Genomic DNA, 26,042 nt, shown 5'->3' with positions numbered 1-26,042 from the left:
AGAGCACCGAGCTGGGGGCCGACCACGGTCCCGCTTGGATTTCGGGACGGCGAGATCCGACGGCAGCGAATTGCTCAGGCACTGCGCCGGCGGCATGGGGACAGACCTACCGGGTCAGCGAGTGCATAGGCGATTGAAGGCGCTGCGAAGCGCGGCGGGCAGGGTCGCGGCGAAACCGAACGGACGCGCCAGTGCGGCCAGTCCCTCGCCATTGAGCACCCGAGCCCCTTCCAGATGCGTGGCCAGCACGCAGAAATCTTCCCGTTTCATGCCAACGCGGTGGCACGCCCGGTCAAGCTGTTTCAGGTCGTTCGGATGCAGCGTAATGGTGAGGGTGATGCGCTCGGGGTCGGTGTTCATTTCCGTGGGCTCGTCTTCAATCAAGCGGCATGCGGCGCGGGTGGTCGCGCATGCCTGGCGCCCACGCGGTGACGGGGGCGTGTCTGTGTTCCGACAGCGCGGCATCGGCCGGTATGGCGCATGACGCACAACATGAACGGCCGTGAAGATGCCGTTCGGCGATGGGCGCATGTGTGATCGGCGCGTCGGGTTGTCTGGTGCAACGCGTGGGCAATACGAGGCTGTGGGCGCGCGATCCGCCGCCTGAACAGCCGGCGGCGGTACGGCTCTGACGCGTGAGAGCGATGCCTCGTAACAGCAGGGAGGATGACTCTCCATCCGGCGATGATCCTATGCCGGAGAACAGCGATGAGTACTGCGAACTGCAACTGCGGGTAACGCCTTAATTCACTACGACAACAACAATCGTCAAACCGCAACGACGAATACTGCGGTGATGCGAGACCTTCTGAACTGCCAGGACTGCGGGTGATGCGTGAACAGCGATGCACGCGCCAGACATGGGCAATGGCATTTCGCTGAACGGCTACTGCGGATAATGCTGAACTACGGAACTACGGAACTACGGAACTACGGAACGACAGCTGTTACTGCGGACGCAGCGCGGCGAGGCTTACGCCACGTCCTTGAAGCGGATACGCGCGCAGGGCACGCGGCGATGGCTTCGGCGATAACGCAGTATGCGATCGACGTGAGCGGCAGCCGCCTCCCGCATGGCACGGCGATGCAGCTGAATGACTCGCGCTGCCGAAACCGAACTGGCCATGACTGCGATCAACAACCAACTGACGAAACCCACAACACTTCTCCCTCATTCATGACAACGCGATAAAACCGGCGCGTCGCATTCAAAGGGAACGTCGAGAGACATGGCTACCGTCGGTTTGCATCTGCATCGAACTTCAATGGAGATGAATTCTAAATAGATTCCCTAATAGGGTAAACACCTAAAAACGCCAGCAGTGTATTTTTTTAGACGAATGAATCCCATTTTTCCAAACATGCGTTTGAAAACTGGGTTTCGGACTTCATTCATCAAATCGGCCGAAACCCGCATGTTTCAACGAGTTCGGCCGATGCCGGCGCGGCCGTTCGCGTCCCCGTGGTCCGGGCGCGACCGGGACACGACCGGAACACGACCGGGACACGGTTCGTCAGAAGCTGTGCTTCAGTCCCATGCCGACCAGCAGTTGCGTGTTGGCCCCGGCGTCGATCCCGTAGGCGCCGACGGACGCGATAGCGCTGCCCACGCTGCCGTTGGCGCGCAACGTCCTGCCGGCAGCATGCTGGTAACCGCCGATGACGTAAGTCGACGTGCGCTTGGACAGCGCATACGTGATGCCCGCATTGAACTGGTTGTAGTGCGCAGCCAGATCGCCCGCCGCCCGCATGCGCGTGTAGCTGTAGCCGATGCCGGTGTTGACGGCCGGCGTGAGCGCATACATGGCGAAGGCGTTGACGGTGTCGAACCGCGCGGTGCCGTTGAACATCGACAGCGCGTCGCTCGCGTATTGCGCGTTGGAGAACGACACGCCAAGGATCGCCGGCCCGATCGCATACTTCGCGCCGGCGCGCGCAATGCGCACGTGGCTCGCGGTGCGAAAGCCGCTGTTGATCGGCGAGTTGAAGAGCGAGCCCGCGCTGCCAGACCATTCACGCATGCCGAACTCCGGCGTGAACTGGCTCACGCGTTTGCTGCCACCATCCGCGAAGAAGTAGCCGGCGGCGAGGGCAACCGGGCCGTTGCTGTATGCGGCCGCCAGCCCATAGGAGCGCCCCGCGCCCGCTTTTCCGGCGACGTTGCCGGTCGCATACATCCCCTCGAACTGCAGGCCGCCGAAGTTCGGTGTGGCGTAGCGGATCGCGTTGTTGATGCGCGCGCCATTGTCGTAGTTGTCGACGTCGCCGGGCGTGGCGAAGAAGCCGCCGAAGTAGCCGTCGGCCGTCAGCCCCTGCACCAGGTTGACCACGGGATCGTACTGGCGGCCGATCGTGACTTCGCCCCAGTCGTCGCCGCGCAGGCCGATGATGGCCTTGCGCCCGAACGCAAGACCGCCGTTGCCGAGGTGACCGTTTACGGCGCTAAAACCGCTCTCGATCTGAAACAGCGCCGACAGGCCCCTGCCGAGCGACTCGGTGCCGCGCAGCCCCCAGCGGCTGCCGGAGATGATGTTGCTGGTGATCGCGGACAGCGACTCGGGTCCGCTGCCGGTCATCACATGGTTGGCGTGGACGAAGCCGGAATCGACCGTGCCGTAGAGCGTGACGTTGCTCTGCGCCTGAACGCTTGCGGGCAGGGCAACCGATGTGAGCGTTGCGGCGAGCGCCAGAGCGCGCAGGCCGGTGTTGAGGTGTGGGCGTTGAGTCATGGTGTCGAGCGCTTTGCCGCGCATGGTTGAAATCGACACCGAGAATATTGGCGAACCCTTGTTCGGATTCCTTATGAAGATTCCGAAACGCCAGCTAGCCCTTCAGGCCGCGCGCAGCGCAGAACTACGCGCGGCATTTCTAAGAACTGTCCTCACGGTTCGCTGCGAAGCAACGCAAAAAACGGAAAAGCGGGCAACGCAGGGAGCGCCAAGGTCATGCGTCGCCGCGTGGTTGTCCCGCCCGGCGTGCGGACACGCGCGACAACGCCGCCCAATCGAGATGCCCCTCGCCGTGCGCAAGGCTGTCGAGGTGGTTGTCGCGCAGCACGCTGCCGAATGGCATCGGCACGTTCGCCGCTTCCGCGGCGAGCAGCGCGAGGCGAACGTCCTTGGCGCCCAGCGCGAGCTTGAAGCCGGCGGGCTCGAACACCTGCTTCGCAATGGCCGACCCGTAGCCGGTGTACGCGGGCGTTGCGAACACCGTGTTCGTGATCATGTCGATGAAGTCGGCGCCGGCCACGCCGTGGCCTTGCGCGAGCGCGGCGGCCTCGCTCATCGACTCGATGGCGCTCGCGATCATGAAATTGGCGCCGAGCTTGACGACGTTGGCCTGCTCGGGCGCCTCGCCGAAGCGCCACGTGCGCTGGCCGAGTACGTCGAGGAGGGGCTGCACGGTGTCGAGCGCGCTTGTCTCGCCCGCGGCGAGAATGTTCAGCCGGCCCGCTTCGGCCACGTTGACGCGCCCCAGCACGGGCGCCGCGACGTAGCGCAGGCCGAGCGACTCGCAGCGGGCGCGCATCTCGCGCGCAAAGTCGAGCGAGACGGTCGCCATGTTGACGACGATGGCATTGCGCGCGAGGGCGTCGAGCGCGCCGCCGTCGCACAGCACGGCGCGCGTCGTGTCGTCGTCCGCCAGCATGGCGATGAGCACGTCGACGCCGCGCGCGGCGTCTGCCGGGCTGTCGCACGCGGCGGCACCGTCGGCGCCAAGCGTGTCGACGGGGCCGCGCGAGCGATTCCAGACGCGCAGGGCAAAGCCCGCCTTGAGCAGATTGCGCGCCATCGGGGCGCCCATGGTGCCCAGTCCGAGAAATCCGATGTTCATACGTTCTCCTGATGTCATGAAGTCGCGGCGGCGATGCCCGCCGCGAGCGGGGGCCGCCCGCCTCAGGCGAAAGCATGACACCGAACGCGGATCGGCGCACAGGAGCGGGCACGGCGAAAAGACGGGTGCCGCCGCGCCGCAGTAAGATGCCGCCATGCGGGGGCAGGGCGGGGCATTGCACCCACCGCCCCCGAGCGCCCCGAGCATCCCGGCCTCGACCGCCTCGCCACACTCGCCCAACACATACCCGTGCCGCCATGACCGTGCGCAACAACTGGCCGACATTCAAGACGTTGCCGTACCCGGTGTACTTTCGCTACGACGAGTTCGCGGCGAAGACCGCGTGGGTGCCGCATCGGCACGACTGGGGGCAATTGAACTATGTCGCCAATGGCGTGATGCAGTTGGAGATCGAAGGCGCGCGCTTCGTGTCCCCGCCGCAGTATGCGGTGTGGATTCCGCCGAAAGCGGCGCACGCGAGCTTCAATGCCCGCGCCGTGATTTACCGGTCGGTGTACATCGACGCCTCGCTTGCCACCGCGCTTCCCTCCCACGCGGCGACGCTGCGTATCAGCGGCTTGCTGCGCGCGATCCTGTCGGACTTCGCGGAGCGAGGCGTCGCGTGCCCGAAGACCGACGCGGACCGGCGCCTCGCGCACGTACTCGTCGACCAGTTGGCGCTCGCGCCGGCCGAGCCGCGCTTCCTGCCGCAGGCGAGGTCCGCGGCGCTGATCCGTGTGCTGGAGGGCTTGCAGAACGAGCCCGGTGACAACCGCACGCTGCGAGCGTGGGCAAGCACCGTTTCGATGACCGAGCGCACGCTGGCGCGTCACTGTCGCTCGGAACTGGGGATGACGCTGGGGCAGTGGCGCGAGCGCATGCGCTTCTTTCGTGCGATCGAGGGCCTGGAGGCCGGGCGCACCGTGAAATCGATCGCCCTCGATCTGGGCTACGCAACACCGTCCGTGTTCATTGAAATGTTTACCCGCCAGTCGGGCCTGACGCCGGAGCAGTTCCGGCGTCGGACGATCCTCGGCGAAGTCGGCGCGGCGCCGGCGGATCGCGCCTGAACCGGTCCGCCGCCGCACCGCTGCGACCGTCCCGGGCCGCCATATAGCGGCCATATAGCGGCCATATAGCGGCCATATCGCCGCTATATCCCACTATCCCGCCCTGTCCCGCCACCCCCTTGCCGCCCTACCGCTTGAACGCGAGCAACTGGGCGCCCTCGGGCACCTGGTCGCCCACGGCATACAGCACTTCCTCGATCTCGCCGTCCGCGGGCGCGCTGATGGTGTGCTCCATCTTCATCGCCTCCATGACGAGCAGCGGCGCCCCCTTCTCGACCTTCGCGCCCGCCTGTGCGAGCACGGCAATGACCTTGCCCGGCATCGGCGCCGTCAGACGGCCTTCGCCGCCCTCGTGCGCCCCCGCCTGTGCGAGCGGGTCATGCCAGCGCAGCGCCCACGACTGGCCGTTGGCGAAAACGTGTGCCGTCTCGTGCTCGAAGTCCACGTGTCCCTGCACGCGATGCTCGCCGAGCGTCACGCGGTACACGCCGCCGTCGTGCGTGTAGTGATACGGCAGGGTCTTGCCGTCAACGGTCAGCGAGCTCGTGTGCGCGCCGCTCGTGAGCACGACGTCGATGCGCGTCTCGCCGTGATCGAACGACATCGTGCGCTGATAGTCGCCGTTCAGACGCCAGCCGGTGGCGAGCTGCCACGGCGAGTGATGGTCGACGCTGTCCAGATACTTGCGCCGGCCCACGACCGCCTCGCGGCCGAGCTGCGCGGCAACGGCCAACGCGAGCGCCGTGGCGGGCACGGGCGCGGCGTGCGGGAACAGCGTGTCGCGGTGGCGCTCGATCAGGCCGGTGTCGAGATCGGCGCCGGCGAACGGCTCGCTCGCGACGAGCCGTCCGAGGAATGCGATGTTCGTCTGCACACCGACCACGCGGTACTGGCCCAGCGCGCGGCGCATGCGCGCGAGCGCCTCGTCGCGGTCCCGGCCCCAGACGATGAGCTTGGCGATCATCGGGTCGTAGAACGGCGAGATGGTGTCGCCTTCGCGCACGCCCGAGTCGATGCGCACGGGCGCCGGTGCGCCCGCGCCGCCGATCTCGAACTGTACGGCCGCGGGCGGGCGCAGCGTCGAGAGCGTGCCCGTCGAGGGCAGGAAGTTGTTGTCCGGGTTCTCGGCGTAGATACGCGCCTCGAGCGCGTGCCCGTGGATCTGCAGTGCTTCCTGCTTGCGCGGCAGGACCTCGCCGGCGGCCACGCGCAACTGCCACTCGACCAGATCGAGGCCCGTGATCATCTCGGTGACCGGGTGCTCGACCTGCAGACGGGTGTTCATCTCCATGAAGTAGAACGAGCCGTCCTGGTTGGCGATGAATTCGACCGTTCCCGCGCCGACATAGCCCACGGCACGCGCGGCGTTGCAGGCGGCTTCGCCCATGGCGCGACGGCGCGCTTCGGTCATGCCCGGCGCGGGCGCTTCTTCGAGCACCTTCTGGTGACGGCGCTGCACCGAGCAGTCGCGCTCGAACAGGTACACGCAATTGCCGTGCGTGTCGGCGAAAACCTGGATCTCGATGTGGCGCGGGCGCGTGAGGTACTTCTCGACGAGCACGCGCTCGTCGCCGAAGCTGCTCGCCGCCTCGCGCTGGCACGAGGCGAGCGCGGCGCGAAAGTCCTCGCTGCGCTCGACCACGCGCATGCCCTTGCCGCCGCCCCCGGCGCTGGCCTTGAGCAGCACCGGGTAGCCGATCTCGTCGGCGCGGGCATGCAGGAAGGCGGGGTCCTGGTTCTCGCCGTGATAGCCGGGCACCAGCGGCACGGCGGCGCCTTCCATGAGCGTCTTGGCGGCGCTCTTGCTGCCCATCGCCTGGATGGCGCCGACCGGCGGACCGATGAAGACGATACCCGCCTCATGGCATGCGGCGGCAAACGCCTCGTTCTCGGACAGGAAGCCGTAGCCGGGGTGGATGGCCTGGGCGCCGGTGGCCCTGGCGGCGTCGATGATGGCATCGATGCGCAGGTAGCTGTCGCGCGCGGCCGCGCCGCCCACGTGCACCGCCTCGTCGCACACGGCGACGTGCTTGGCGTGCGCATCGGCGTCGGAATAGACCGCGACCGTGCGAATGCCCAGCCGGGCGGCCGTCGCCGCGACGCGGCATGCGATTTCGCCGCGATTGGCGATGAGGATCTTGTCGAACATGTTGCCTCCGGAAAATGATCGATTGGGGCGGCGCTTGCGTGCCGCGCCGCCCGCTCGTGACGGACGGCCGACGCACTCGCGCCATTGTCTTTGCTATCGGGCCTCGCCGTGGCGGCCGATCGTCTCGAGCGATCTCGCGCCCGCCACGGCGCTCATCCTTCAATCCTTCAATCCTTCAATCCTTCAATCCTTCAATCCTTCAATCCTTCAACGCCGGCTCACGCGGCACGGGCGCCATGGTCAGTGCGTGGCGCACGCCGCCAGGCGGTCGCCGGCGTCGGCTTCTTGCGCGGCGAGTTTCTCTTCGCTCGACGTGCGCATGCCCAGACGCGCGAGCAGTGCGCGGTCGTGCTCGGCCTGCGGGTTCTGCGTGACGAGCAGTTTCTCGCCGTAGAACATCGAATTCGCGCCGGCGAGAAAGCACAGCGACTGCAGGGCGTCGTCCATCAGCTCGCGCCCGGCCGACAGGCGCACCATGGCGCGCGGCATCGTGATGCGCGCCACGGCGATCATGCGCACGAAGTCGAACGGGTCCACGTTCTCGTTGTTCTCGAGCGGCGTGCCTTCGACCTTCATCAGATGGTTGATGGGCACCGACTCGGGATACGGCGACATGTTGGCGAGCTGCGCGATCAGGCCGGCGCGCTCGCGGCGCGTCTCGCCCAGACCGACGATGCCACCGCAGCAAACCTTCAGGCCGGCCTCGCGCACGCGGGCGAGCGTGTCCAGGCGGTCCTGATACGTGCGCGTGGTAATGATCTGCCCGTAGAACTCGGGGGACGTATCGAGGTTGTGGTTGTAGTAGTCGAGGCCGGCCTCGCGCAGTTGCTCCGCCTGGCCGTCGCGCAGCATGCCGAGCGTCACGCACGTCTCGAGGCCCAGCGCCTTGACGCTGCGGACCATCTCGCCGACGGCGTCGACCTGATGCGGCTTCGGGCTGCGCCAGGCGGCGCCCATGCAAAAGCGCGTGGCGCCGGCGTCCTTGGCGCGCTGCGCGGCGGCCACCACTTCTTCGATCGGCATGAGCTTCTCGGCTTCGACCCCGGTGTCGTAGCGCGCCGACTGCGGGCAGTATGCGCAGTCTTCGGGGCAGCCGCCGGTCTTGATCGAGAGCAGCGTGGAGAGCTGCACGGCGTTCGCGTCGAAATGCTGGCGGTGCACCTGCTGCGCGCGGAAGATCAGGTCGTTGAACGGCAGCGCGAAGAGCGCCTCGATGTCGGCAACGCTCCAGGGCGTGTCGTTGCGGCGCAGCGCTTCGTCGTGGCCGTGTGCGGCAGTGTGGGCGTGAACTTGCATGGTGAGAATCCTTGTATTCGTATATTCGTTGGTGTCGCGCGGCGGGCGTGTTCAGGGCGCCGTGTGCGGGCGCGCCGCGAGCGCCGTCTGTGCGTGGCGCTGCAGCGTCGTGTCGACGAGCGGGGCGATGTCGAGGTAGCCGGAGGCCGTCGCGGCGTCGGGGTGCGGCAGATGCGGCACGCGTCCGAGCAGGGGCGCGGCGAGCCGCGACGCGATGGCTTCCACGTTGGCGTCCACGTGGCGCATGTCCGGATCGACGTGGTTGGCGACCCACCCCGCGAGCGTCAGGCCGCGCGAGGCGATGGCCTCGGCGGTGAGCAGCGCGTGGCTGATGCAGCCGAGCCGCAGGCCGACCACGAGAATCACCGGCAGCCCGAGCTGACGGGCGAGATCGGCCGTGTCCGGCGCGCCGGCGTCGGGGCCGAGCGGCACGCGAAAGCCGCCCACGCCCTCGACGATCACGAGGTCTGCGCGTGCCGCAACGCGTGCATAGCCGGCGCGTATCACGCTGCAGTCGAGCGCGATGCCTTCGGCGGCAGCGGCGATGTGCGGCGCGGCGGCGTCCTTGAGCACATATGGGCAGTACCAGTCGTCGGGCAGCTTCAGGTTGCTCGCGGCGTGCAGTTGTTCCACGTCCTCGTTGACGAAGCGGCCGTTGTGTTCCAAGGCGCCCGCGGCGACCGACTTCACGCCCGCGCAGACAAGACCGCGTCGCGCGGCGGCGTGCAGCAATGCCGACGAGACGAGCGTCTTGCCGATCTCGGTGTCCGTGCCGGTGACGAAGAACGCGTGCCGCGCGGGCGTGGCGCGTTCGGCCGGGGTGGCGATGAGCGATTGATCAGTCATGGGCATGCGCCCTCCAGTCGCGGTCGAGTTGGTTGATGGCCGTGACGAGCCGTGCGACGTCGTCGGCCGTGTGCGCCGCGCTCAGCGTCACGCGCAGGCGCGAGGTGCCGGGCGCGACCGTCGGCGGCCGGATGGCCGGCACCCACAAGCCGGCTTCGGCAAGCCCCGCCTGCGCGTGCAGCGCGGCGGCGTTCTCGCCGAGGATGATCGGCTGCACGGCCGTCGGCGACATCATGTGCCGCCAGTGCGTGAGCGATAGCGAGTCGCGCAGTTGCGCAATGCGCGCCTGCAGCGCCGCGCGGCGCTCGCGCCCTTCGTCGCCCGCGATGAGCGCGAGGCTCGTGAGCAGCGCGTGCGCCTGCGATGGCGCGGCGGCGGTGGTAAAGATGTACGGGCGAGCGCGATTGACGAGCCACTCCACGACGCGCCGGTTCGCCGCCACGAACGCACCGCCCACGCCTGCGGCCTTGCCGAGCGTGCCGATGATCACGAGGTTCGGCGAGCGCAGCTCGAAGTGCTCGAACACGCCGCGGCCGTTCTGGCCGACCACGCCGAAGCCGTGCGCGTCATCCACGATCAGCCACGCATTGTGACGTTCGGCCAGCGCGAGCAACTGCGGCAGCGGCGCGATGTCGCCATCCATCGAGAACACGCCGTCGGTCACGATCAGCTTGGTCTCGGCCGTGCTCGCTTCGAGCAGCGCGGCGAGCGCGGCCACGTCCCCGTGCGGGTAGACGTGGGTGCGCGCGCGCGACAGTCGTGCGCCGTCGATCAGCGACGCGTGGTTGAGCGCTTCGGAAAAGATGTCGGCATGCTTGTCGGCGAGTGCGGAAATCGTCGCCAGATTGGCCATGTAGCCCGTGCAGAAATACAGCGCCCGGGCGTCGATCAGGTGCGGCGACATGAAGGCGGCGAGCGCTTCTTCGAGCTGCGCGTGCGCTTGCGAATGCCCGCTGATGAGGTGTGACGCACCGCTGCCCGCGCCGTAGCGGCGTGCGCCGTCGACCAGCGCGTCGACCACCGCCGGATGTGCGGCCAGGCCGAGATAGTCGTTGCTGGCGAACGCGAGCACGCTGCGGCCGTCGGCGCGCAGGTGTGGCTGGCAAGGCGTGGACACCACACGGCGATGACGACGCAGATGGGCGCGGTCGATCGCGGCGAGTCCCGCGTCGAGGCGGTCGAACAGGGCGTGGGCGCTCATGCGGCCGCCTCCGCGCGTTGCGACATCGCGGCGTCGAAGGCGGCGAGCGTTTGCGCCGCCAGCCAGTCGATGGTGTCGTCCTCCAGCACATACGGCGGCATCAGGTAGACCGTCGCGCCGATCGGGCGCAGCAGCACGCCGCGGGTGCGCGCCTGGGCGGCGAAGCGCCGGCCGAAGTCGCGCTGCGCGCCCGCCTCGTCGGGGAGGACGGCGTCGAACGCCCAGATCATGCCGCACTGGCGAAAGTGTCGCGCACGACGGTCGTGCGCGAGCGGCGAGAGCGCCTGCGTGAGGCGCGCGGCGCGCCGTGCATTGCGGGCGAGCACGTCGTCATCGGCGAAGATGTCGAGCGTGGCGAGCGCGGCGCGGCACGCGAGCGGGTTGCCCGTGTACGAATGCGAATGCAGGAAGCCGCGGGCGGTGTCGTCGTCGTAGAACGCGTCGTAGATCGCCTCGCGCGAGAGGACGAGCGAGAGCGGCAGGTAGCCGCCGCTGATGCCCTTGGACAGCGTGAGCAGATCCGGCCAGACGCCGGCCTGTTCGCAGGCGAAGAACGTGCCGGTGCGGCCGCACCCGACCGCGATCTCGTCGGCGATCATGTGTGCGCCGTACTCGTCGCACAGCTCCCGCACGCGGCGCAGGTACACCGGATCGTGCATCGCCATGCCGGCCGCGCACTGCACGAGCGGCTCCACGATCACCGCCGCGATACGTCCTTCGCGCTGCGCGAGCAGCACCTCGAGTTCGGCGGCCGCGCGTCGCGCGACGTCGGCCGCGCACTCGCCGTCGCGGGCGTTGCGCGCATCGGGCGAGCCCACCACATGCGCATGGCGCAGCAGCGGATCGTAGGCGTCGCGGAACAGGGCCACGTCGGTCACGGCCAGCGCGCCGAGCGTCTCGCCGTGATAGCCATGACGCACGCACGCGAATTCGCGCTTCTCGCCGTGTCCGCCATTGCGCCACGCGTGGAAGCTCATCTTGAGCGCGATCTCGACGGCCGAGGCGCCGTCGGATGCGAAGAACGCATGGCCGAGCACGCCGCCGGTGAGCGCGGACAGGCGCTCCGAGAGCGCGACCACCGGCTCGTGTGTGAAGCCGGCGAGCATGGCGTGCTCGAGGCGGCCGAGCTGGTCGACGAGCGCCGCATTGATGCGCGGATTCGCATGGCCGAACAGATTGACCCACCACGAACTGATGGCGTCGAGATAACGCTCGCCGTCGGTGTCGACGAGCCAGGGGCCTTCGCCGTGAGACAACGCGACGAGAGGCAACTGTGCCTGTTGCTTCATCTGCGTGCAGGGGTGCCAAACCTGTCGCAGACTGCGCGCGGCGAGATCGCCGGGGCCGGCGTGGGGGCGCAGGGATGCGTCCATCATTGACTCCTTGGTTGGCCGGTGCGCGCGGCGTTCGCCGTGCGTCCGGCTGGCCGCACGCGAGCCGTGCGCGGGGCACGGTGGCATGGGGCCGGAGGTGGGGGATGGGCGCATGGTAGGCAAAGCGTTTTGGCAGGGCAATAGGCGAAATTGGCGCGAAAACTCGCTGTTTTACGTGCCGTAGCATGACGTTATCGATAAATTCTCAAAACCCGTCGACAACGTTGCGGCATCTCCGCCGTCACCCCTTACGAAAAAAATTTGTAACCGCCGTTGGACCCGTTCGTGACAAAGCGCGCAAGGCGCTCAGGACGCGTCGCGCCACGAAGGCGCGCGCTTCTCGAGGAACGAGCGCACGCCCTCGCGGCCCTCGTCCGAGGCGCGGATTTTCGCGATGCGATCCGCCGTATCGGCAATGGCCGCGTCGTCGATCGGCCGGCTCGCGAAGTCCTGCACGAGACGCTTGCACTCCTTCACCGCGTTCGGGCTGTTCTGCGCGAGCCCCTCGGCGAGCGCCTGTACGGTGGCGTCGAGTGCATCGGCCGCGACGACCTCGTGGACCAGGCCGTGGCGCTGCGCCGCGGCGGCCGTAAAGCGTTCGGCGGTGAGGAAGTAGCGCCGGGAGGCGGCTTCGCCCAGCGCGCGAATGACGTATGGGCCGATCGTCGCGGGAATCAGCCCCAGGCGCGCTTCGGACAGGCAGAAGTGCGCGGTGTCGACGGCCACCACGATGTCCGCCACGGCGGCCAGTCCCACGCCGCCGGCATAGGTGTCGCCCTGCACGCGGGCGATCACCGGCTTCGGGCAGCGGTAGATCGTGTTGAGCATGACGGCGAGCGTCATCGCGTCGGCGCGGTTCTCGGCGTCCGAGTACCCGGCCATCTTCTTCATCCAGTTCAGATCGGCGCCGGCGCAGAACGCCACGCCTTCGGCGGCGAGCACGATGGCGCGCACGTCGTCATTGGCGCCGAGCGCGCGAAACGCGCCGGTCAGCTCTTCGATGACCGTTTCGTTGAACGCATTGCGCACGTCCGGGCGGTTGAGCGTGACGGTGGCGATGTGGTGCTCGACGCTGAGTTTGAGCGTATCGAGTTGCATGGCGGGAGTCCTCGTCGATTACATGCGGAACAGGCCGAAGCGCGTGTCCGGAATGGGCGCGTTGAGCGCGGCCGACAGCCCGAGGCCGAGCACCGTGCGCGTGTCGGCCGGGTCGATGACGCCGTCGTCCCACAGGCGGGCGCTCGCGTAATACGGATGGCCCTGGCGCTCGTACTGGTCGCGGATCGGCTGCTTGAAGGCGTCTTCCTCTTCGGCGCTCCATGCGCCGCCCTTGGCTTCGATGCCGTCGCGCTTGACGGTGGCGAGCACCGAGGCAGCCTGCTCGCCGCCCATCACCGAGATGCGGGCGTTCGGCCACATCCACAGAAAGCGCGGCGAATACGCCCGCCCGCACATGCCGTAATTGCCGGCGCCGAACGAGCCGCCGATGATGACCGTGAACTTCGGCACGTTCGCGGTGGCCACGGCCGTGACCATCTTCGCGCCGTGCTTGGCGATGCCCTCGTTCTCGTACTTGCGCCCGACCATGAAGCCGGTGATGTTCTGCAGGAAGATCAGCGGAATCTTGCGCTGGCAGCACAGTTCGATGAAGTGCGCGCCCTTTTGCGCCGACTCGGAGAACAGGATGCCGTTGTTCGCGACGATGCCGACCGGATAGCCCCACAGGTGCGCGAAGCCGCACACGAGCGTAGTGCCGTAGCGCGCCTTGAACTCGTCGAACTCGGAGCCGTCGACCAGGCGAGCGATCACCTCACGCACGTCGAACGGCTTTTTCGTGTCGGCCGGGATCACGCCGTAGAGCTCGCGCGCGTCGTACTTCGGCTCGACGGGCGGCCTGAGCGCCACCGTGGCAGGCTTGCGGCGGTTGAGGTTGGCCGCGATGCCGCGCGCGATCGACAGCGCGTGTGCGTCGTTCATCGCGAAGTGATCGGCCACGCCGGAAAGACGCGTATGGACATCGGCCCCGCCGAGATCCTCGGCGCTGACTTCCTCGCCGGTCGCGGCCTTCACCAGCGGCGGGCCGCCGAGGAAGATCGTGCCCTGATCCTTCACGATGATCGACTCGTCGCTCATGGCCGGCACATAGGCGCCGCCGGCGGTGCACGACCCCATCACCACCGCGATCTGCGGAATGCCCTTGGCGGACATCTGCGCCTGGTTGTAGAAAATGCGGCCGAAGTGGTCGCGATCGGGAAACACGTCGTCCTGGTTCGGGAGGTTGGCGCCGCCCGAGTCGACCAGATAGATGCACGGCAGGTGGTTCTGCTCGGCGATCTCCTGCGCGCGCAGGTGCTTCTTGACGGTCATCGGGTAATACGTGCCGCCCTTGACCGTGGCGTCGTTGCACACGATCACGCACTCCTGGCCGGACACGCGCCCGATGCCCGTGATGATGCCGGCGCCCGGCGCGTCGTCGTGGTACATGCCGAACGCGGCAAGTTGCGAGAGTTCGAGAAACGGCGAACCCGGATCGAGCAGTTGCTGCACGCGCTCGCGCGGCAGCAGCTTGCCGCGGGCGACGTGCTTCTTGCGGGCGGCCTCACCGCCGCCACCGGCGAGTTGCGCGACCCGGGCGCGCAGGTCGTCGACCAGGGTCTGCATCGCGGCCGCGTTGCGTGCAAAGTCTTCGCCGCGCGGGTTGAGTTTGCTGTCGAGAATCGGCATGTGACGAAATCCGGTGGAAAGTGAGTTGTCGTTGAAAGCCTGAATACGGGAGTGCGACTACGGAAACACGGCGCGTGAGGAGCTCGAGGGCGCGGGGGGCGCGCGGGGACTCGGTGAGCGCCCGCCCGCGTCATCACCCGGTGCGTCGATCGCTCATTCGAGCAGATCGCCGTCGAGGTAGCGCCAGCGTCCGTCCTCCCCACGCTCGAAGCGGCTGCGCTCGTGCAGGCGATGGGCCCGGCCGCCGACCTTGTAGCGCGCGACGAATTCGACTTCGGCATGCGCGTCGTCGTGTTGCACGTGTGCCTTGACCTGCAGGCCGAGCCACTGCGGGGCGTCGTCGAAGTCGAGCGAGGCCGGGCGCGTGCGGGCCGCCCAGGTGTCGAGCAGATACGGCGCGTCACGACGCACGTATGCGGTGTAGCGCGAGCGCATCAGCGCCAGCGCGCTCGGCGCGATGTCGCCGTGTTCCAGGTAGCGGCCACAGCAGTCCGCGAACGCGGGGCCGCCGCAGGGACACGCTTCGCGCTCGCAAGTTGTTGCGCGGGGTGCGCGCGACGAGTCGGGTCTTGCCATGTGTGTCTTGCCTTGTTGTCAGATCCTGCCGTTCTTCAGGCACGCTTCGACCTGGGCGAAGCGATCGAACCCCCAGAACGGTTCGCCGTCCACGATCACGAAAGGCGAGCCGAACACGCCGCGCGCCATCGCCAGATCGATCTCGGCCTTGAGGTGGTCCTTCGCAGCGGGCGAGTGCATGCCCGCGTCGAGCGCCGCGCCGTCGATGCCCAGGTTCTCGCCGAGCTTGACCAGCTCCGCCGGCTCGCCAATGTTCACGTCGTCGACGTATAGCGCGCGGAAGATCGACTTCGCGAATTCGGCCGACAGGTCGCCGCCGCGATGATCCTGCACCCACAGCACGGCGCGCTCGGCGCACTGCGTCGGAATGGGGAAGTGCGACGGTCGTTTGTACGCAATGCCGTGAAAGCGCGCCGTGCGCTCCACGTCGTGGCGCAGGTACTCGGTCTTGATCGGATGCTGCACCGGCGCGCCCGTGCCGTTTACCTTGTAGACGATGTCGAGCAGGATCGGATGCCACGCAACGCCGCGCCCGTGCCTCGAGGCGATCTCGTCGATGCAGGTGCTCGCAAAATACCCATACGGGGATGCGAAGTCGAAATAAAAGTCGATGGCGGACGTCATGTTGGCTCCGTGTCAGAGTGACGTGTCTGGCCCGCGAATCAAAAGATGCGGCGGTGCGGCTACAGCTTGTTATTCCGTCGATCGCCGGGCTTCATCGGCCCGAACGCTGCTCATTGTTCATTGCCCGTCGTTCGTTGCTCATTGCTTGCGGCTCACGTCCCGCTGCGCTCGATCCGCGTGGGTCGTGTCGCCGCCGCGCGCCCGCACGGCTCACCAGGCGAGTGCGCTGCCGTCGTAGTTGAAGAAGCCGCCGTTGTGAGTTGCGCGCTCGCCAGGTGCGCGGGCGAGCACGCGGCGCATGCCGGCCACGCTCGTCTGCACGTCGATGTCGGCGTTCTCGCCGCCCATGTCGGTGCGCACCCAACCCGGATGCAGGGCCACGCACGTCGCGCGCTGCGCCTCGAGCGAAGTCGCCCTGACCACCGAATTCACGGCGGTCTTGCTCGCGCGGTACAGCCAACTGCCGTTCGACTCCATCAATGCGATGCTGCCCATGCGGCTCGACAGGAACCCGAACGTGCCGCCAGCGGCCTCCACGAACGGCAGCACGAGGGGCGCGGCTTGCATGGCGCCGAGCACGTTCGTATGAAACACACGGTCGAACTCCGCTTGCGTGACGGGCGCGAGTCCCGTCGTGCGCTCGGCGTTCACGCCGGCGTTGTAGATCGCCACGTCGAGCGCCACGCCGTCGAGCTGCCACGGCAAGCCCGAGACGGACTCGATGCGCGTGACGTCGAGCTTGAGCGGTTCCGCGCCCTGCTCGCGCAGCGCGGCCAGACCGTTCTCGTTGCGGGCGGTGGCAATGACGCGCCAGCCCTGCGCGCGGTACTGGCGCACGAACTCCAGGCCGATGCCGCGCGACGCGCCGAGGATGAGAGCTGTTTTCATGACGGTTCGTCCTGTCCTGTGTGCGCCTGGCCCACGCGCATCAAACGAGCTCGACGGCCATCGCGGTGGCTTCGCCGCCGCCGATGCACAGGCTCGCCACGCCGCGCCTGCCGCCGGTCTTGCGCAGTGCGCCCAGGAGCGTGACGAGGATGCGCGCGCCCGAGGCGCCGATCGGATGGCCCAGCGCGCACGCGCCGCCGTGAATGTTCACCTTCTCGTGCGGCAGATTGAATTCGTGCATCGCCGCCATCGTGACAACTGCGAATGCTTCGTTGATTTCGTACAGATCGACGTCGTTGGACGACCAGCCCGTCTTCTCGAACAGCTTGCGCATGGCGCCGACCGGGGCCGTCGTGAACAGGCCGGGCTGCTGCGCGAACGTGCTGTGTCCGGCAATGCGCGCGAGCGGCGCGAGGCTCAGTCGTCTGGCGCTCGACTCGCGCATGAGCACGAGCGCGGCGGCGCCGTCGGAGATCGACGACGAGTTCGCGGCGGTGACCGTGCCGTCCTTGCGGAACGCGGCCTTGAGCGTGGGGATCTTTTCGGCGTTGGCCTTGAACGGTTGCTCGTCCTGCTCGACGATGGTGTCGCCCTTGCGGCCCGGCACCGTCACGGCCGTGATCTCCCACTGGAACGAGCCGTCCTTCGTGGCGCGCTGCGCGCGCTCGAGCGAGGCGATCGCGAAGGCGTCCTGCGCCTCGCGCGTGAAGGCGTAGCGTTCGGCGCAATCCTCGGCGAAGGTGCCCATCAGACGGCCCTTGTCGTAGGCGTCTTCCAGGCCGTCGAAGAACATGTGGTCGATGACCTGACCGTGGCCCATGCGCATGCCGGCGCGGGCCTTGGGCAGCAGGTATGGCGCGTTGCTCATGCTCTCCATGCCGCCGGCGACGATCACGTCGGCGCTGCCCGCGGCGAGCATGTCGTGGGCGAACATGGCGGCGCGCATGCCCGAGCCGCACATCTTGTTCACGGTGGTGGCGCCGGCGCCGAGCGGCAGCCCCGCACCGAGTGCCGCCTGGCGCGCGGGCGCCTGTCCCTGGCCGGCGGGCAGCACGCAGCCCATCACGACTTCGTCGACCTGCTCCGGCCCGAGGCCGGCGCGCTCGACGGCGGCGCGAATGGCGGCGGCGCCCAACTGCGGCGCGGCGACGTCGCCGAACACGCCCTGCAGGCCGCCCATCGGCGTGCGCGCAGCGGAAACGATAACGATCGGGTCTTGTTGCATGGCAGTCTCCTGTAATCGGTTGACGATGCCGGCGCGCCGTCGTCGGGACGGGCGCGCCGGCCTTGGAATTTCCAGTGCTTCAGTCCTCCGTCGTCCACGCGCGCTGCAGGAGTGTCCGGCCCGCTGCGGGGCCGGACCATGCCGGCAGGCTCAGGCGCGAGGCTGACGCAATTCGGCCATCGCGGCCACGCAGCGCTCATACACGCGCGGCAGGGCTTCGAGGCTGTTGACCGACATGCGCAGGTCGCGCACCAGGCCGTCGCGCAGGCCGTACACCCAGCCGTGCACCGTGACGGGCTGATGACGCGCCCAGGCGTCGCGCAATACCGTCGTGTGACAGATATTGACGACCTGCTCGATGGCGTTGAGCTCGCACAGCCGGTCGTGTCGGGCGTCGCGCGAGGGCAGCGCGTCGATCTGGTCGACGTGGCGTTCGTAGACGTCGCGCACATGACGCAGCCAGTTGTCGACGAGGCCCATCTTCGCGCCGTCGAGCGCGGCGCCCACGCCGCCGCAGCCGTAGTGGCCCACCACCATGATGTGGCGGACCTTCAGCACTTCGATGGCGAACTGCAAAACCGACAGGCAGTTCAGGTCGCTGTGCACCACCACGTTCGCAATATTGCGGTGCACGAACACCTCGCCCGGCGCGAGGCCGGTGATCTGGTTCGCGGGCACGCGCGAGTCGGAACAGCCGATCCACAGGTATTGCGGGGCCTGTTGCTTGGCCAGCCGCTCGAAAAACGCGGGATCTTCCGCGTTCACGCTGGCGACCCATGCGCGGTTGTTGTCGAGCAGATGGATGAGAGGTTGGTCTTTGTCTTCAGTCATGATCGTGTCATCCGGAGGCGGTGTCGTGCGCTGCGATGCGTGGTGCGCTCAGGCCGCCGCCGCGCGCGATCGCGCGGCATCCGCGGCATCCGCGGCGGCCGTGGCGCCGTGCCCGGCGCCGTAGCGGTTGACGAATCGAAGCGAGACATCATACGGATAGAAGTCGTGCATCTGTCCGGCTCGCACCCGGTCCTGATAGTCCTGCCACAGGCCCGGATCGAAGAAATCCGGATGATGCTGGCTCAGATAGCGCCGCACGCGCGCATCTCCGGTCAGAAACGTCTCGAACGTCTGCGGAAACACGTCGTGCGGGCCTACACGGTACCAGACTTCACCCGACATCGCCTCTTCTTCGTTACGCGGTTCCGGCACCTTCCGGATGTGGCAATCCGTCAGATATTCCAGTTCGTCGTAATCGTAGAAGACCACGCGGCCATGGCGGGTCACGCCGAAATTCTTGTACAGCATGTCGCCCGGGAAGATGTTTGCCGCCATCAGCTCCTTTACCGCGTTGCCGTACTCGCGCATGGCGTGCTCGACCTGGGCGTCCGTGGCCGTCTGCAGCCACAGGTTGAGCGGCGTCATGCGGCGCTCGATGTAGCAGTGGCGAATCACCAGGGCGTCGCCATCGACCTCCAGCAGCGAGGGCACTTCGGCGCGCAACTGCGCGAGCAGGGCGTCGTCGAAGCGCGAGAGCGGAAAGGCCACGCTGGAGAATTCCAGCGTGTCGGCCATCCGGCCCACGCGATCATGCTGCTTGACCATCAGGTACTTGGCCTTCACCTGTTCGCGCGTTGTCTCCTTGGGCGGCGCGAAGCGCTCGCGAATCAGCTTGAAGACATACGGATACGAGGGCAGGGTGAATACCAGCATCACCAGCCCGGGAATGCCGGGCGCCATCACGAACTTGTCGCTCGAATGCTTCAGGTGATGCAGAAAATCGCGGTAAAACAGGTTCTTGCCATGCTTTTGCAGGCCGACCGAGGTGTAGATTTCCGCCTTCGGCTTGCCCGGCATGATCGTGCGCAAGAAATGCACGTAAGCCGACGGCACTTCCATGTCGACCATGAAATACGCGTGTGTGAAGCTGAAGATCACGCGCAACTGGTCGCGGCGCAGCAGCACGGCGTCGAGCGCGAGCTTGCCGTTCGCGTCGTGCATGATGGGGATGGCCAGCGGCGTGGTCTTGTCGCCGTTGACGATGCGCCCGACGATGTACGCCGCCTTGTTGCGAAAGAACAGCGACGAGAGCACGTGAATCTGGAAATTCGGCGCGGGCTCGAAGTCGGCGCCGAAGGCTTCGCCGAGGGCGCGCATTACATAGCCGACGTCGCGCGGCAGATCGGCGAAGGGGCGCGTGAGCTGGAAGTTCGTGACGATGCGCGCGAGCGTGGCGGCCATGCCGTCGTGCGTCGGGTAATAGACGCGGTACGTTGGCCTGGCCGCAGGCGCATCGTTCTCGATGTACTCCGTGGCCACGGCCGGGCGCACGAAGATGAAACGGTTGTTGAAATACGAACGGTGCAGGATCTTGCAGCACACCGAGTTGAAGAACGTCTCGGCAAGCTCCGGCTGGCGATGCTCGGTGAGCAGGCCAATGTAGTGCAGCTTGACCTGGCGCCAGACTTCGTCGTCGAGCGATTGCGCGTCGAATTCGTCCTCCAGCGTCACGATGCACTCGCGCACGCGCTCGTCGTAATAGGCGATGCGATCGCGCTGCAGCTTCTGGATGCCCATGAAGTCACCCGCCTCGAAACAGGCCTGCGCCGCGACACACACCTCGCGGAAGATGCGGTAATGCTTGTCGAAGCCGTCTAGCATCGTGCGGGCGACGTCGAAAGCAAACTGCGACGACAGGAGTTTCGGGAAGTGATTCATACCGGTCGTGACGGCCTGAGGGGCGCCGTGGCGCGCTTGCGTCGATTGTAGCGCCGCGCTCGGCGTCCGCAGGCCTGTCTCGTGTCTCGTAGGGGCTCGATTACATCGTTTCCGCGAACAGTTCCCGGCCGATCAGCATGCGGCGGATTTCCGAGGTGCCGGCGCCGATTTCGTAGAGTTTCGCATCGCGCCACAGGCGGCCGACCGGATACTCGTTGATGTAGCCGTTGCCGCCCAGGATCTGGATCGCCTCGCCGGCCATCCATGTGGCCTTCTCCGCCGTGTAGAGGATCACGCCGGCGCAGTCCTTGCGGACCTGACGAACGTGTTCGCTGCCCAGCGAGTCGAGCTGGCGGCCCACGGCATACAGATACGCGCGGCTCGCCTGCAGGATCGTGTACATGTCGGCCACCTTGCCCTGGATGAGCTGGAATTCGCCGATCGCCTGGCCGAACTGCTTGCGGTCGTGGATGTAGGGCACCACCACGTCCATGGCTGCCTGCATGATGCCGAGCGGGCCGCCCGCGAGCACGGCGCGCTCGTAGTCCAGGCCGCTCATGAGCACCTTTACGCCCCCGCCGACCTGGCCCAGCACGTTCTCTTCCGGCACTTCCACGTTCTCGAATACCAGTTCGCCCGTGTGCGAGCCGCGCATGCCGAGCTTGTCGAGCTTCTGGGCGACCGAAAAGCCCTTCATACCCTTTTCCACGATGAAGGCCGTCATGCCGCGCGCGCCCGCTTCCGGGTCCGTCTTGCCGTAGACCACCAGCGTGTCGCAGTCCGGGCCGTTGGTGATCCACATCTTCGTGCCGTTGAGCACGTAGCGCTCGCCGCGCTTTTCCGCGCGCAGCTTCATGCTCACCACGTCCGAGCCGGCATTCGGCTCGCTCATGGCCAATGCGCCGACATGTTCGCCCGACACCAGCTTCGGCAGGTATTTCGCCTTTTGCGCGGCCGTGCCGTTGCGATGAATCTGGTTCACGCACAGGTTCGAATGCGCGCCGTAGGAAAGACCGATCGAGGCCGAGGCGCGCGAGATTTCCTCCATCGCCACCATGTGCGCGAGGTAGCCCATGTTCGCGCCACCGTATTCTTCCGAGACCGTCATGCCGAGCACGCCCAGCTCGCCCATCTTGCGCCAGAGGTCCATCGGGAACTGGTCGGTTCGATCCACTTCGGCGGCGCGCGGGGCGATTTCCTTCGCGGCGAAGTTCGCCACCGATTCGCGCAGCATGTCGAGGTCTTCGCCGAGCATGAAATTGAGGCCGGGCAACATAGTCATGACGCAGTCTCCAGAGGGCGGCGCGTGGCGTGGCGCCCGCGCGTATGTTCGATGATGAGGCGAAAAAGCGTTGCTTGCTTCGATGAATCCGGTGAACTCGCTGATTCGGGCGGCGCGCGGCGGCGCTTAGCGCGCGGGCGTCGCGCCCAGCACGAACAGCGTTTGTTGCATCAGCGCGCACAGCGTCCATTTGCCGTTGTCGATGGCGAACAGTTCGGCGGTGGTGACGATGAGCGTGCGTCCGGCCTTGACGACCTGGCCGCGCCCGACCAGTGTATCGCCCTTGCCGGGCGCGAGAATGTTGAGCTTGTACTCGGCGGTCACGAGCTCCTGTTCGGGCGAAATGCGCGTGTAGCCGGCGTAGCCGCCCGCCGAATCGGCAATGGCGCCGATGACGCCGCCGTGGAAGAAGCCGTGTTGCTGGTTGACCTTGTCGGAGAAGGGCAGCGAGATCTCGCAATGGCCGTCGGCCAGATGCGTGATGTGCGCGCCCCAATGCGTCATGACGCCCTGGCTGTCGAAGCTCGCGCGAATTTTCGCCGCGATGGCGTCATCGAGCGGTGCGGCATGAGAGACAGGGACGGTAACCATGGCGACAAAGTCCACAAAAACACGAGTGTCGAGATATTACTTTACGTTTACGTAAACGTAAAGTAAGGATTTTCCAGAGTGCGAGAAACGAGAACGGGGCACCGGGGGGAGCGGGCCGCAAGCGACAAGGCGCCGACGAGCGCGGATTTGCGCCGGCCCCGGGCGTTGGCGTCACCGCGGGAGCGGCTGTTGGGGGCGTGAAGCGGGCTGTGGCCTGCGGGTCGTGCGGTGCGATGCATGGGAGGCAGGAGGTGCCGGGCGCATCGGCCCGCCGGCCATCAGTGCGAAGGCGTGGTTGTCTTGCCGCGTCGAGACGGGGTGGGCGGCGGTGTCTCGCCGGCCGCCTCGAGCAGCGCGAGGCATTGGGCTTCGTGCTGAGACACCTCATCGAGCGTGGCATGCAGGTCTTCGAGTTGCTGCTCGAGCACTTGCCGGTGCTGCGACAGCGTCTCCAGAAACACCTTGAGCTGCGGCACCGTGTCCTTGGGCGACTCGTAGAGGTCGAGAATCGTCTTGATCTCGGAGAGCGTCAGCCCGAGGCGTTTGCCGCGCAACGTGAGCTTGAGCCGCGTGCGGTCCTGCCCCGTGTAGACGCGGTGACGGCCACCCGGACCCTCGCGGGCCGGCGTGAGCAGGCCCTGATCCTCGTAGAAGCGGATCGCGCGGGGCGTGATGTCGAACTCGCGCGCGAGATCGGTGATCGTGTATGTGAGCATCGGGTTAAGCGAGCGATTGGGCGGGCGATTGAGCGGGTGGTTAAGCGATCGGCTAAGCGGTCGGTTAGGCGATCAGTTAGGCCGGCGGTCCGGCAAGGGATTAAGCAGGTGCTTACCATTACAGATAGAATTGCCGTTTACGTTAGCGTCAACTCGACTCCTGTGCAATCGGTGTCGCCGCCAGCCCGAGCGCGCCGCCGCACCCACAAGAGAACAAGCCCATCTGGAGCGTGGTCCCCGTGAATGCCCTCGAACAACAACTGAATTACCCGCTTGGCGATTTTCTGCCCGACGGCGGCACCGTGCACGAAGTCGCCCCCGGCGTCTTCTGGGTGCGCATGCCGTTGCCGTTCGTGCTCGATCACATCAACCTGTGGCTGCTGCGCGACGAAATCGATGGCGTCAAAGGGTGGAGCGTGGTCGACTGCGGCATCACGCATGCGCAGATCAAAGCGTACTGGGAGCAGGTGTTCGACAACGCGCTCGGGGGAGAGCCCGTACTGCGCGTGATCGTCACGCACTGCCATCCCGATCACCTCGGCCTCGCGCACTGGATTTGCAACGGCGGCGACAAGCGGCGCTGGCAGGCACGTCTGGCGATGTCGCTGGGCGACTATGCCTGGGGACGGCTGATGTCCGCCGGCGACAACAACAATGCCGCCAATGCGGGCGGCGACTTCGCGGTCGCGCACTTCATTGCGCATGGTCTTGCCGACGAAGCCATGATCGACCAGATCCGCAATCGCAAGACGTACTTCAGCGACCTCGTGCCCGAAGTGCCATCGCGCTACTTCCGGTTGCGCGATGGCGACACGCTGCGCGTCGGCGGCAGCGACTGGCGCCTGATCGCGGGCTATGGGCATTCGCCCGAACACATGGCGCTGTACTCCGAGCAACACAACCTGCTCATCTCGGGCGACATGGTGTTGCCGCGCATTTCCACCAACGTCAGCGTGTTCGACATCGAGCCCGAGGCCAACTCGCTGCAGCTATTCCTCGACTCGCTCGGCGTCTATCTCGAATTGCCGGAGGACTGTCTCGTGCTGCCGTCGCATGGCCGTCCGTTTACCGGGCTGCACACGCGCATCCGCCAACTGCGCGATCACCACGCCGCGCGATTGCAGGAAGTGCGCGAGGCGTGTGCCCGGGCGCCGCAAAGCGCCGGCGACATCGTGCCGATCATGTTTCACCGCAAGCTCGACGCGCATCAGACCACCTTCGCCATGGGCGAGGCGCTCGCTCACCTGCATCTGCTCTGGCATGCCGGCGAACTCAGGCGTGAGCGCGACGAAAAGGGCGTCTGGCGATTCTCTCCCGCGTAACGGCGCGAAGCCATCAGACGAGACGCCGCCCCGGCGACGGATGTCCCCGGGGCGGCGTTCATTGCGCAGGCCTGCGCCGGTGTGAGCCGGCGCGTGGCTGGATGCGCGGAATGCGCGCGATAGGCGTTATGCGTGCTTTGCCGACACCGGCACGTGACGGCCGTCGCGACCGAGCAGCCCATACGTCAGCAGGCTGATGCCGACCGTGAGCAGGATGTAATACGCCGGAGCCAGCGGATCCTGCGTGGCCTTGATCAGATACGTGATCCAGAACGGCGCGAGGCCGCCGAACAGCATCACCGAAACGTTGTAGAGAATCGACACGCCCGTCGAGCGAACGCCCACGGGGAACACTTCCGTGACGGCCGTCGGGAACGCGCCCCACACGAAGCCCATGCAGATGGCCGGGAGAATCTGCGCGAGCAGCAGATTGCCCATCGAGGGCGCGCCGTGCAGACGCGTGAACATCCAGAACGACGTCAGACCGTAGAACAGCACGAACAGCAGAATCAGCGGCTTGCGGCCCACGCGGTCCGAAATCCAGCCCGTGAGCGGACACAGCACGGCGATGAGCATGGCGGCGATGAACGTCGACAGGCTCGCCGCGCCCTGCGTGAGGCCGAGCTGCTTGACCGCGTAGATCGGCGTGTAGATCAGTGTGACGTAGAACGACGTCGTTGCGGCGACCGTCAGACCGAAGCCGGCGATCAGCGAGCGATAGTGCTTCGAGAAGACGTCGGCGAGCGGTGTGCGGCGCGCGGGTTCGCGCGCCGCGGCATACGCGAGGAATTCGGGCGACTCCGTCATGCGACGGCGAATGTAGAAGCCCACCGGCCCGATGAGAATCCCGAACAGAAACGGCAGACGCCAGCCCCAAGATTCGAGCGCCTCCTTCGTCAGCCCCGTGTTGAGCGCGTAGGCGCACAAGCCCGCCAGCGCGACGGCCAACGCCTGCGAACACATCTGGAAACTGCCGTAGAAGCCGCGCAGATGCGGCGGCGAGAATTCGATCAGCATGGCCGTCGAGCCGCCGAACTCGCCGCCGGCCGAGAAGCCCTGGATCACGCGCGCGAGCAGAATCAGCAGCGGCGCGGCGAAACCGATCGTGGCGTAGGTGGGCGCGATGCCGATCAGGCCCGTGCCCAGCGCCATGAGCAGCACCATCATCGAGAGGGCCGACTTGCGCCCGGCATGGTCGGCGTACAGGCCGAACGCCAGGCCGCCGATCGGTCGGAAGAAGAACGCCACGCCGAGCGAGGCCACACTCGCGAGCAGCGAGTTCGTGTCGTTTTCGGCGGGGAAGAAGAGTTTTGCGATGACGACTGCGAAAAGACCGTAGACGGTGAAGTCGAACCACTCGAATGCATTGCCCAGCGTAGAACCGATCACGGCCTTACGTCGCAGCGCCGGATCGATGACCGGCGTGCTCGTGGGGGTTGCCTGCATGTGCCTCTCCTGTTGGGGCGCCGCCGTCGGATAGGGATGCAAAGGGTTGGCCGTCGGCATCCGTCCGCTCTGTGGCGGCAAGTCCGGTTTAACGTCGTGTGTACCTCTTTTCAGGTTACGGACTCACTCTAGCGCAGGTTCGCAATGCACCACAACGGGTCAATATTCCG

21 protein-coding genes and 1 pseudogene are annotated in these 26,042 nt (G+C 66.8%); 2 read left to right on the top strand and 20 right to left on the bottom strand.

Going from position 1 to position 26,042, the window contains the following annotated elements; genetic code table 11:
• Positions 1-114: 114 nt before the first annotated feature.
• The 3 genes from CDN36_RS06375 to CDN36_RS06365 form a co-directional block, all read right to left on the bottom strand.
• Positions 115-360, bottom strand: coding sequence for a hypothetical protein (locus CDN36_RS06375; protein WP_150553976.1), 246 nt, complete (start codon positions 358-360; stop codon positions 115-117).
• Between the two features lie 1,154 nt (positions 361-1,514).
• Positions 1,515-2,729, bottom strand: a complete 1,215-nt coding sequence (locus tag CDN36_RS06370) for a porin (RefSeq protein WP_287496268.1) — start codon at positions 2,727-2,729, stop codon at positions 1,515-1,517.
• A gap of 214 nt (positions 2,730-2,943) precedes the next feature.
• Positions 2,944-3,852, bottom strand: a complete 909-nt coding sequence (locus CDN36_RS06365; RefSeq protein WP_150553974.1) for an NAD(P)-dependent oxidoreductase — start codon at positions 3,850-3,852, stop codon at positions 2,944-2,946.
• Between the two features lie 239 nt (positions 3,853-4,091).
• Between CDN36_RS06365 and CDN36_RS06360 the strand changes: the two genes are divergently transcribed.
• Positions 4,092-4,904 carry an AraC family transcriptional regulator gene (locus CDN36_RS06360; protein WP_150553973.1) on the top strand — a complete coding sequence of 271 codons (813 nt, stop codon included), beginning with the start codon at positions 4,092-4,094 and terminating at the stop codon, positions 4,902-4,904.
• 127 nt (positions 4,905-5,031) lie between these two features.
• Here CDN36_RS06360 and CDN36_RS06355 read toward each other — a convergent pair whose 3' ends face one another.
• From CDN36_RS06355 to CDN36_RS06280, 16 genes and pseudogenes are all read right to left on the bottom strand, one after another.
• The gene (locus CDN36_RS06355) at positions 5,032-7,053 is read right to left on the bottom strand and encodes an acetyl/propionyl/methylcrotonyl-CoA carboxylase subunit alpha (RefSeq protein ID WP_287496267.1); all 2,022 of its coding nucleotides are present in this window, start codon (positions 7,051-7,053) and stop codon (positions 5,032-5,034) included.
• 240 nt (positions 7,054-7,293) lie between these two features.
• Positions 7,294-8,283, bottom strand: a pseudogene (gene bioB, locus CDN36_RS06350) (biotin synthase BioB); the annotation flags it as partial.
• A gap of 117 nt (positions 8,284-8,400) precedes the next feature.
• Positions 8,401-9,195 carry a dethiobiotin synthase gene (gene bioD, locus CDN36_RS06345; protein WP_150553970.1) on the bottom strand — a complete coding sequence of 265 codons (795 nt, stop codon included), beginning with the start codon at positions 9,193-9,195 and terminating at the stop codon, positions 8,401-8,403.
• Positions 9,188-10,396, bottom strand: coding sequence for an 8-amino-7-oxononanoate synthase (bioF, locus tag CDN36_RS06340; protein WP_287496265.1), 1,209 nt, complete (start codon positions 10,394-10,396; stop codon positions 9,188-9,190). Before bioF ends, bioD begins: the two co-directional genes overlap by 8 nt.
• On the bottom strand, positions 10,393-11,769 hold the full coding sequence (gene bioA / locus CDN36_RS06335; protein ID WP_287496312.1) for an adenosylmethionine--8-amino-7-oxononanoate transaminase: 1,377 nt from the start codon (positions 11,767-11,769) through the stop codon (positions 10,393-10,395). Before bioA ends, bioF begins: the two co-directional genes overlap by 4 nt.
• Positions 11,770-12,075: 306 nt before the next feature.
• Positions 12,076-12,867, bottom strand: coding sequence for an enoyl-CoA hydratase/isomerase family protein (locus tag CDN36_RS06330; RefSeq protein WP_150553968.1), 792 nt, complete (start codon positions 12,865-12,867; stop codon positions 12,076-12,078).
• Positions 12,868-12,885: 18 nt separating this feature from the next.
• Positions 12,886-14,493 carry a carboxyl transferase domain-containing protein gene (locus CDN36_RS06325; RefSeq protein ID WP_287496264.1) on the bottom strand — a complete coding sequence of 536 codons (1,608 nt, stop codon included), beginning with the start codon at positions 14,491-14,493 and terminating at the stop codon, positions 12,886-12,888.
• A gap of 153 nt (positions 14,494-14,646) precedes the next feature.
• A complete protein-coding gene (locus CDN36_RS06320; protein ID WP_287496263.1) occupies positions 14,647-15,069 on the bottom strand; it encodes a YchJ family protein in 423 nt (140 codons plus the stop codon).
• A gap of 18 nt (positions 15,070-15,087) precedes the next feature.
• Positions 15,088-15,693: a 2-hydroxychromene-2-carboxylate isomerase gene (locus CDN36_RS06315; protein WP_287496262.1), complete on the bottom strand. Its 606-nt coding sequence runs from the start codon at positions 15,691-15,693 to the stop codon at positions 15,088-15,090.
• 210 nt (positions 15,694-15,903) lie between these two features.
• Positions 15,904-16,581 (bottom strand): SDR family oxidoreductase, encoded by a 678-nt coding sequence (locus CDN36_RS06310; protein WP_150553964.1) that lies wholly within the window; start codon positions 16,579-16,581, stop codon positions 15,904-15,906.
• Between the two features lie 40 nt (positions 16,582-16,621).
• Positions 16,622-17,806 carry an acetyl-CoA C-acetyltransferase gene (locus CDN36_RS06305; RefSeq protein WP_287496261.1) on the bottom strand — a complete coding sequence of 395 codons (1,185 nt, stop codon included), beginning with the start codon at positions 17,804-17,806 and terminating at the stop codon, positions 16,622-16,624.
• 150 nt (positions 17,807-17,956) lie between these two features.
• Entirely contained in the window at positions 17,957-18,637 is a 681-nt protein-coding gene (gene can / locus CDN36_RS06300) for a carbonate dehydratase (RefSeq protein WP_150553962.1), read from the bottom strand.
• A 48-nt stretch (positions 18,638-18,685) separates the two neighbouring features.
• On the bottom strand, positions 18,686-20,515 hold the full coding sequence (gene aceK / locus CDN36_RS06295; RefSeq protein WP_287496260.1) for a bifunctional isocitrate dehydrogenase kinase/phosphatase: 1,830 nt from the start codon (positions 20,513-20,515) through the stop codon (positions 18,686-18,688).
• Between the two features lie 100 nt (positions 20,516-20,615).
• Positions 20,616-21,797: an isovaleryl-CoA dehydrogenase gene (locus CDN36_RS06290; protein WP_150553960.1), complete on the bottom strand. Its 1,182-nt coding sequence runs from the start codon at positions 21,795-21,797 to the stop codon at positions 20,616-20,618.
• A gap of 126 nt (positions 21,798-21,923) precedes the next feature.
• Positions 21,924-22,388 carry a PaaI family thioesterase gene (locus tag CDN36_RS06285; RefSeq protein ID WP_150553959.1) on the bottom strand — a complete coding sequence of 155 codons (465 nt, stop codon included), beginning with the start codon at positions 22,386-22,388 and terminating at the stop codon, positions 21,924-21,926.
• A 278-nt stretch (positions 22,389-22,666) separates the two neighbouring features.
• The gene (locus CDN36_RS06280; RefSeq protein ID WP_287496259.1) at positions 22,667-23,104 is read right to left on the bottom strand and encodes a MerR family transcriptional regulator; all 438 of its coding nucleotides are present in this window, start codon (positions 23,102-23,104) and stop codon (positions 22,667-22,669) included.
• A gap of 239 nt (positions 23,105-23,343) precedes the next feature.
• On the opposite strand from CDN36_RS06280, the gene CDN36_RS06275 reads away from it, so the two are divergent.
• The gene (locus tag CDN36_RS06275; protein WP_287496258.1) at positions 23,344-24,426 is read left to right on the top strand and encodes an MBL fold metallo-hydrolase; all 1,083 of its coding nucleotides are present in this window, start codon (positions 23,344-23,346) and stop codon (positions 24,424-24,426) included.
• Between the two features lie 126 nt (positions 24,427-24,552).
• On the opposite strand, the gene CDN36_RS06270 is transcribed toward CDN36_RS06275, so the two are convergent.
• A complete protein-coding gene (locus CDN36_RS06270) occupies positions 24,553-25,872 on the bottom strand; it encodes an MFS transporter (RefSeq protein ID WP_150553956.1) in 1,320 nt (439 codons plus the stop codon).
• Between the last annotated feature and the right edge of the window lie 170 nt (positions 25,873-26,042).

Origin of the sequence: Pandoraea sp. CB10b_02 (assembly GCF_002216225.1) — a bacterium.
Lineage (GTDB): Bacteria > Pseudomonadota > Gammaproteobacteria > Burkholderiales > Burkholderiaceae > Pandoraea > Pandoraea nosoerga.
This window is presented reverse-complemented; position numbering and strand designations above follow the sequence as displayed.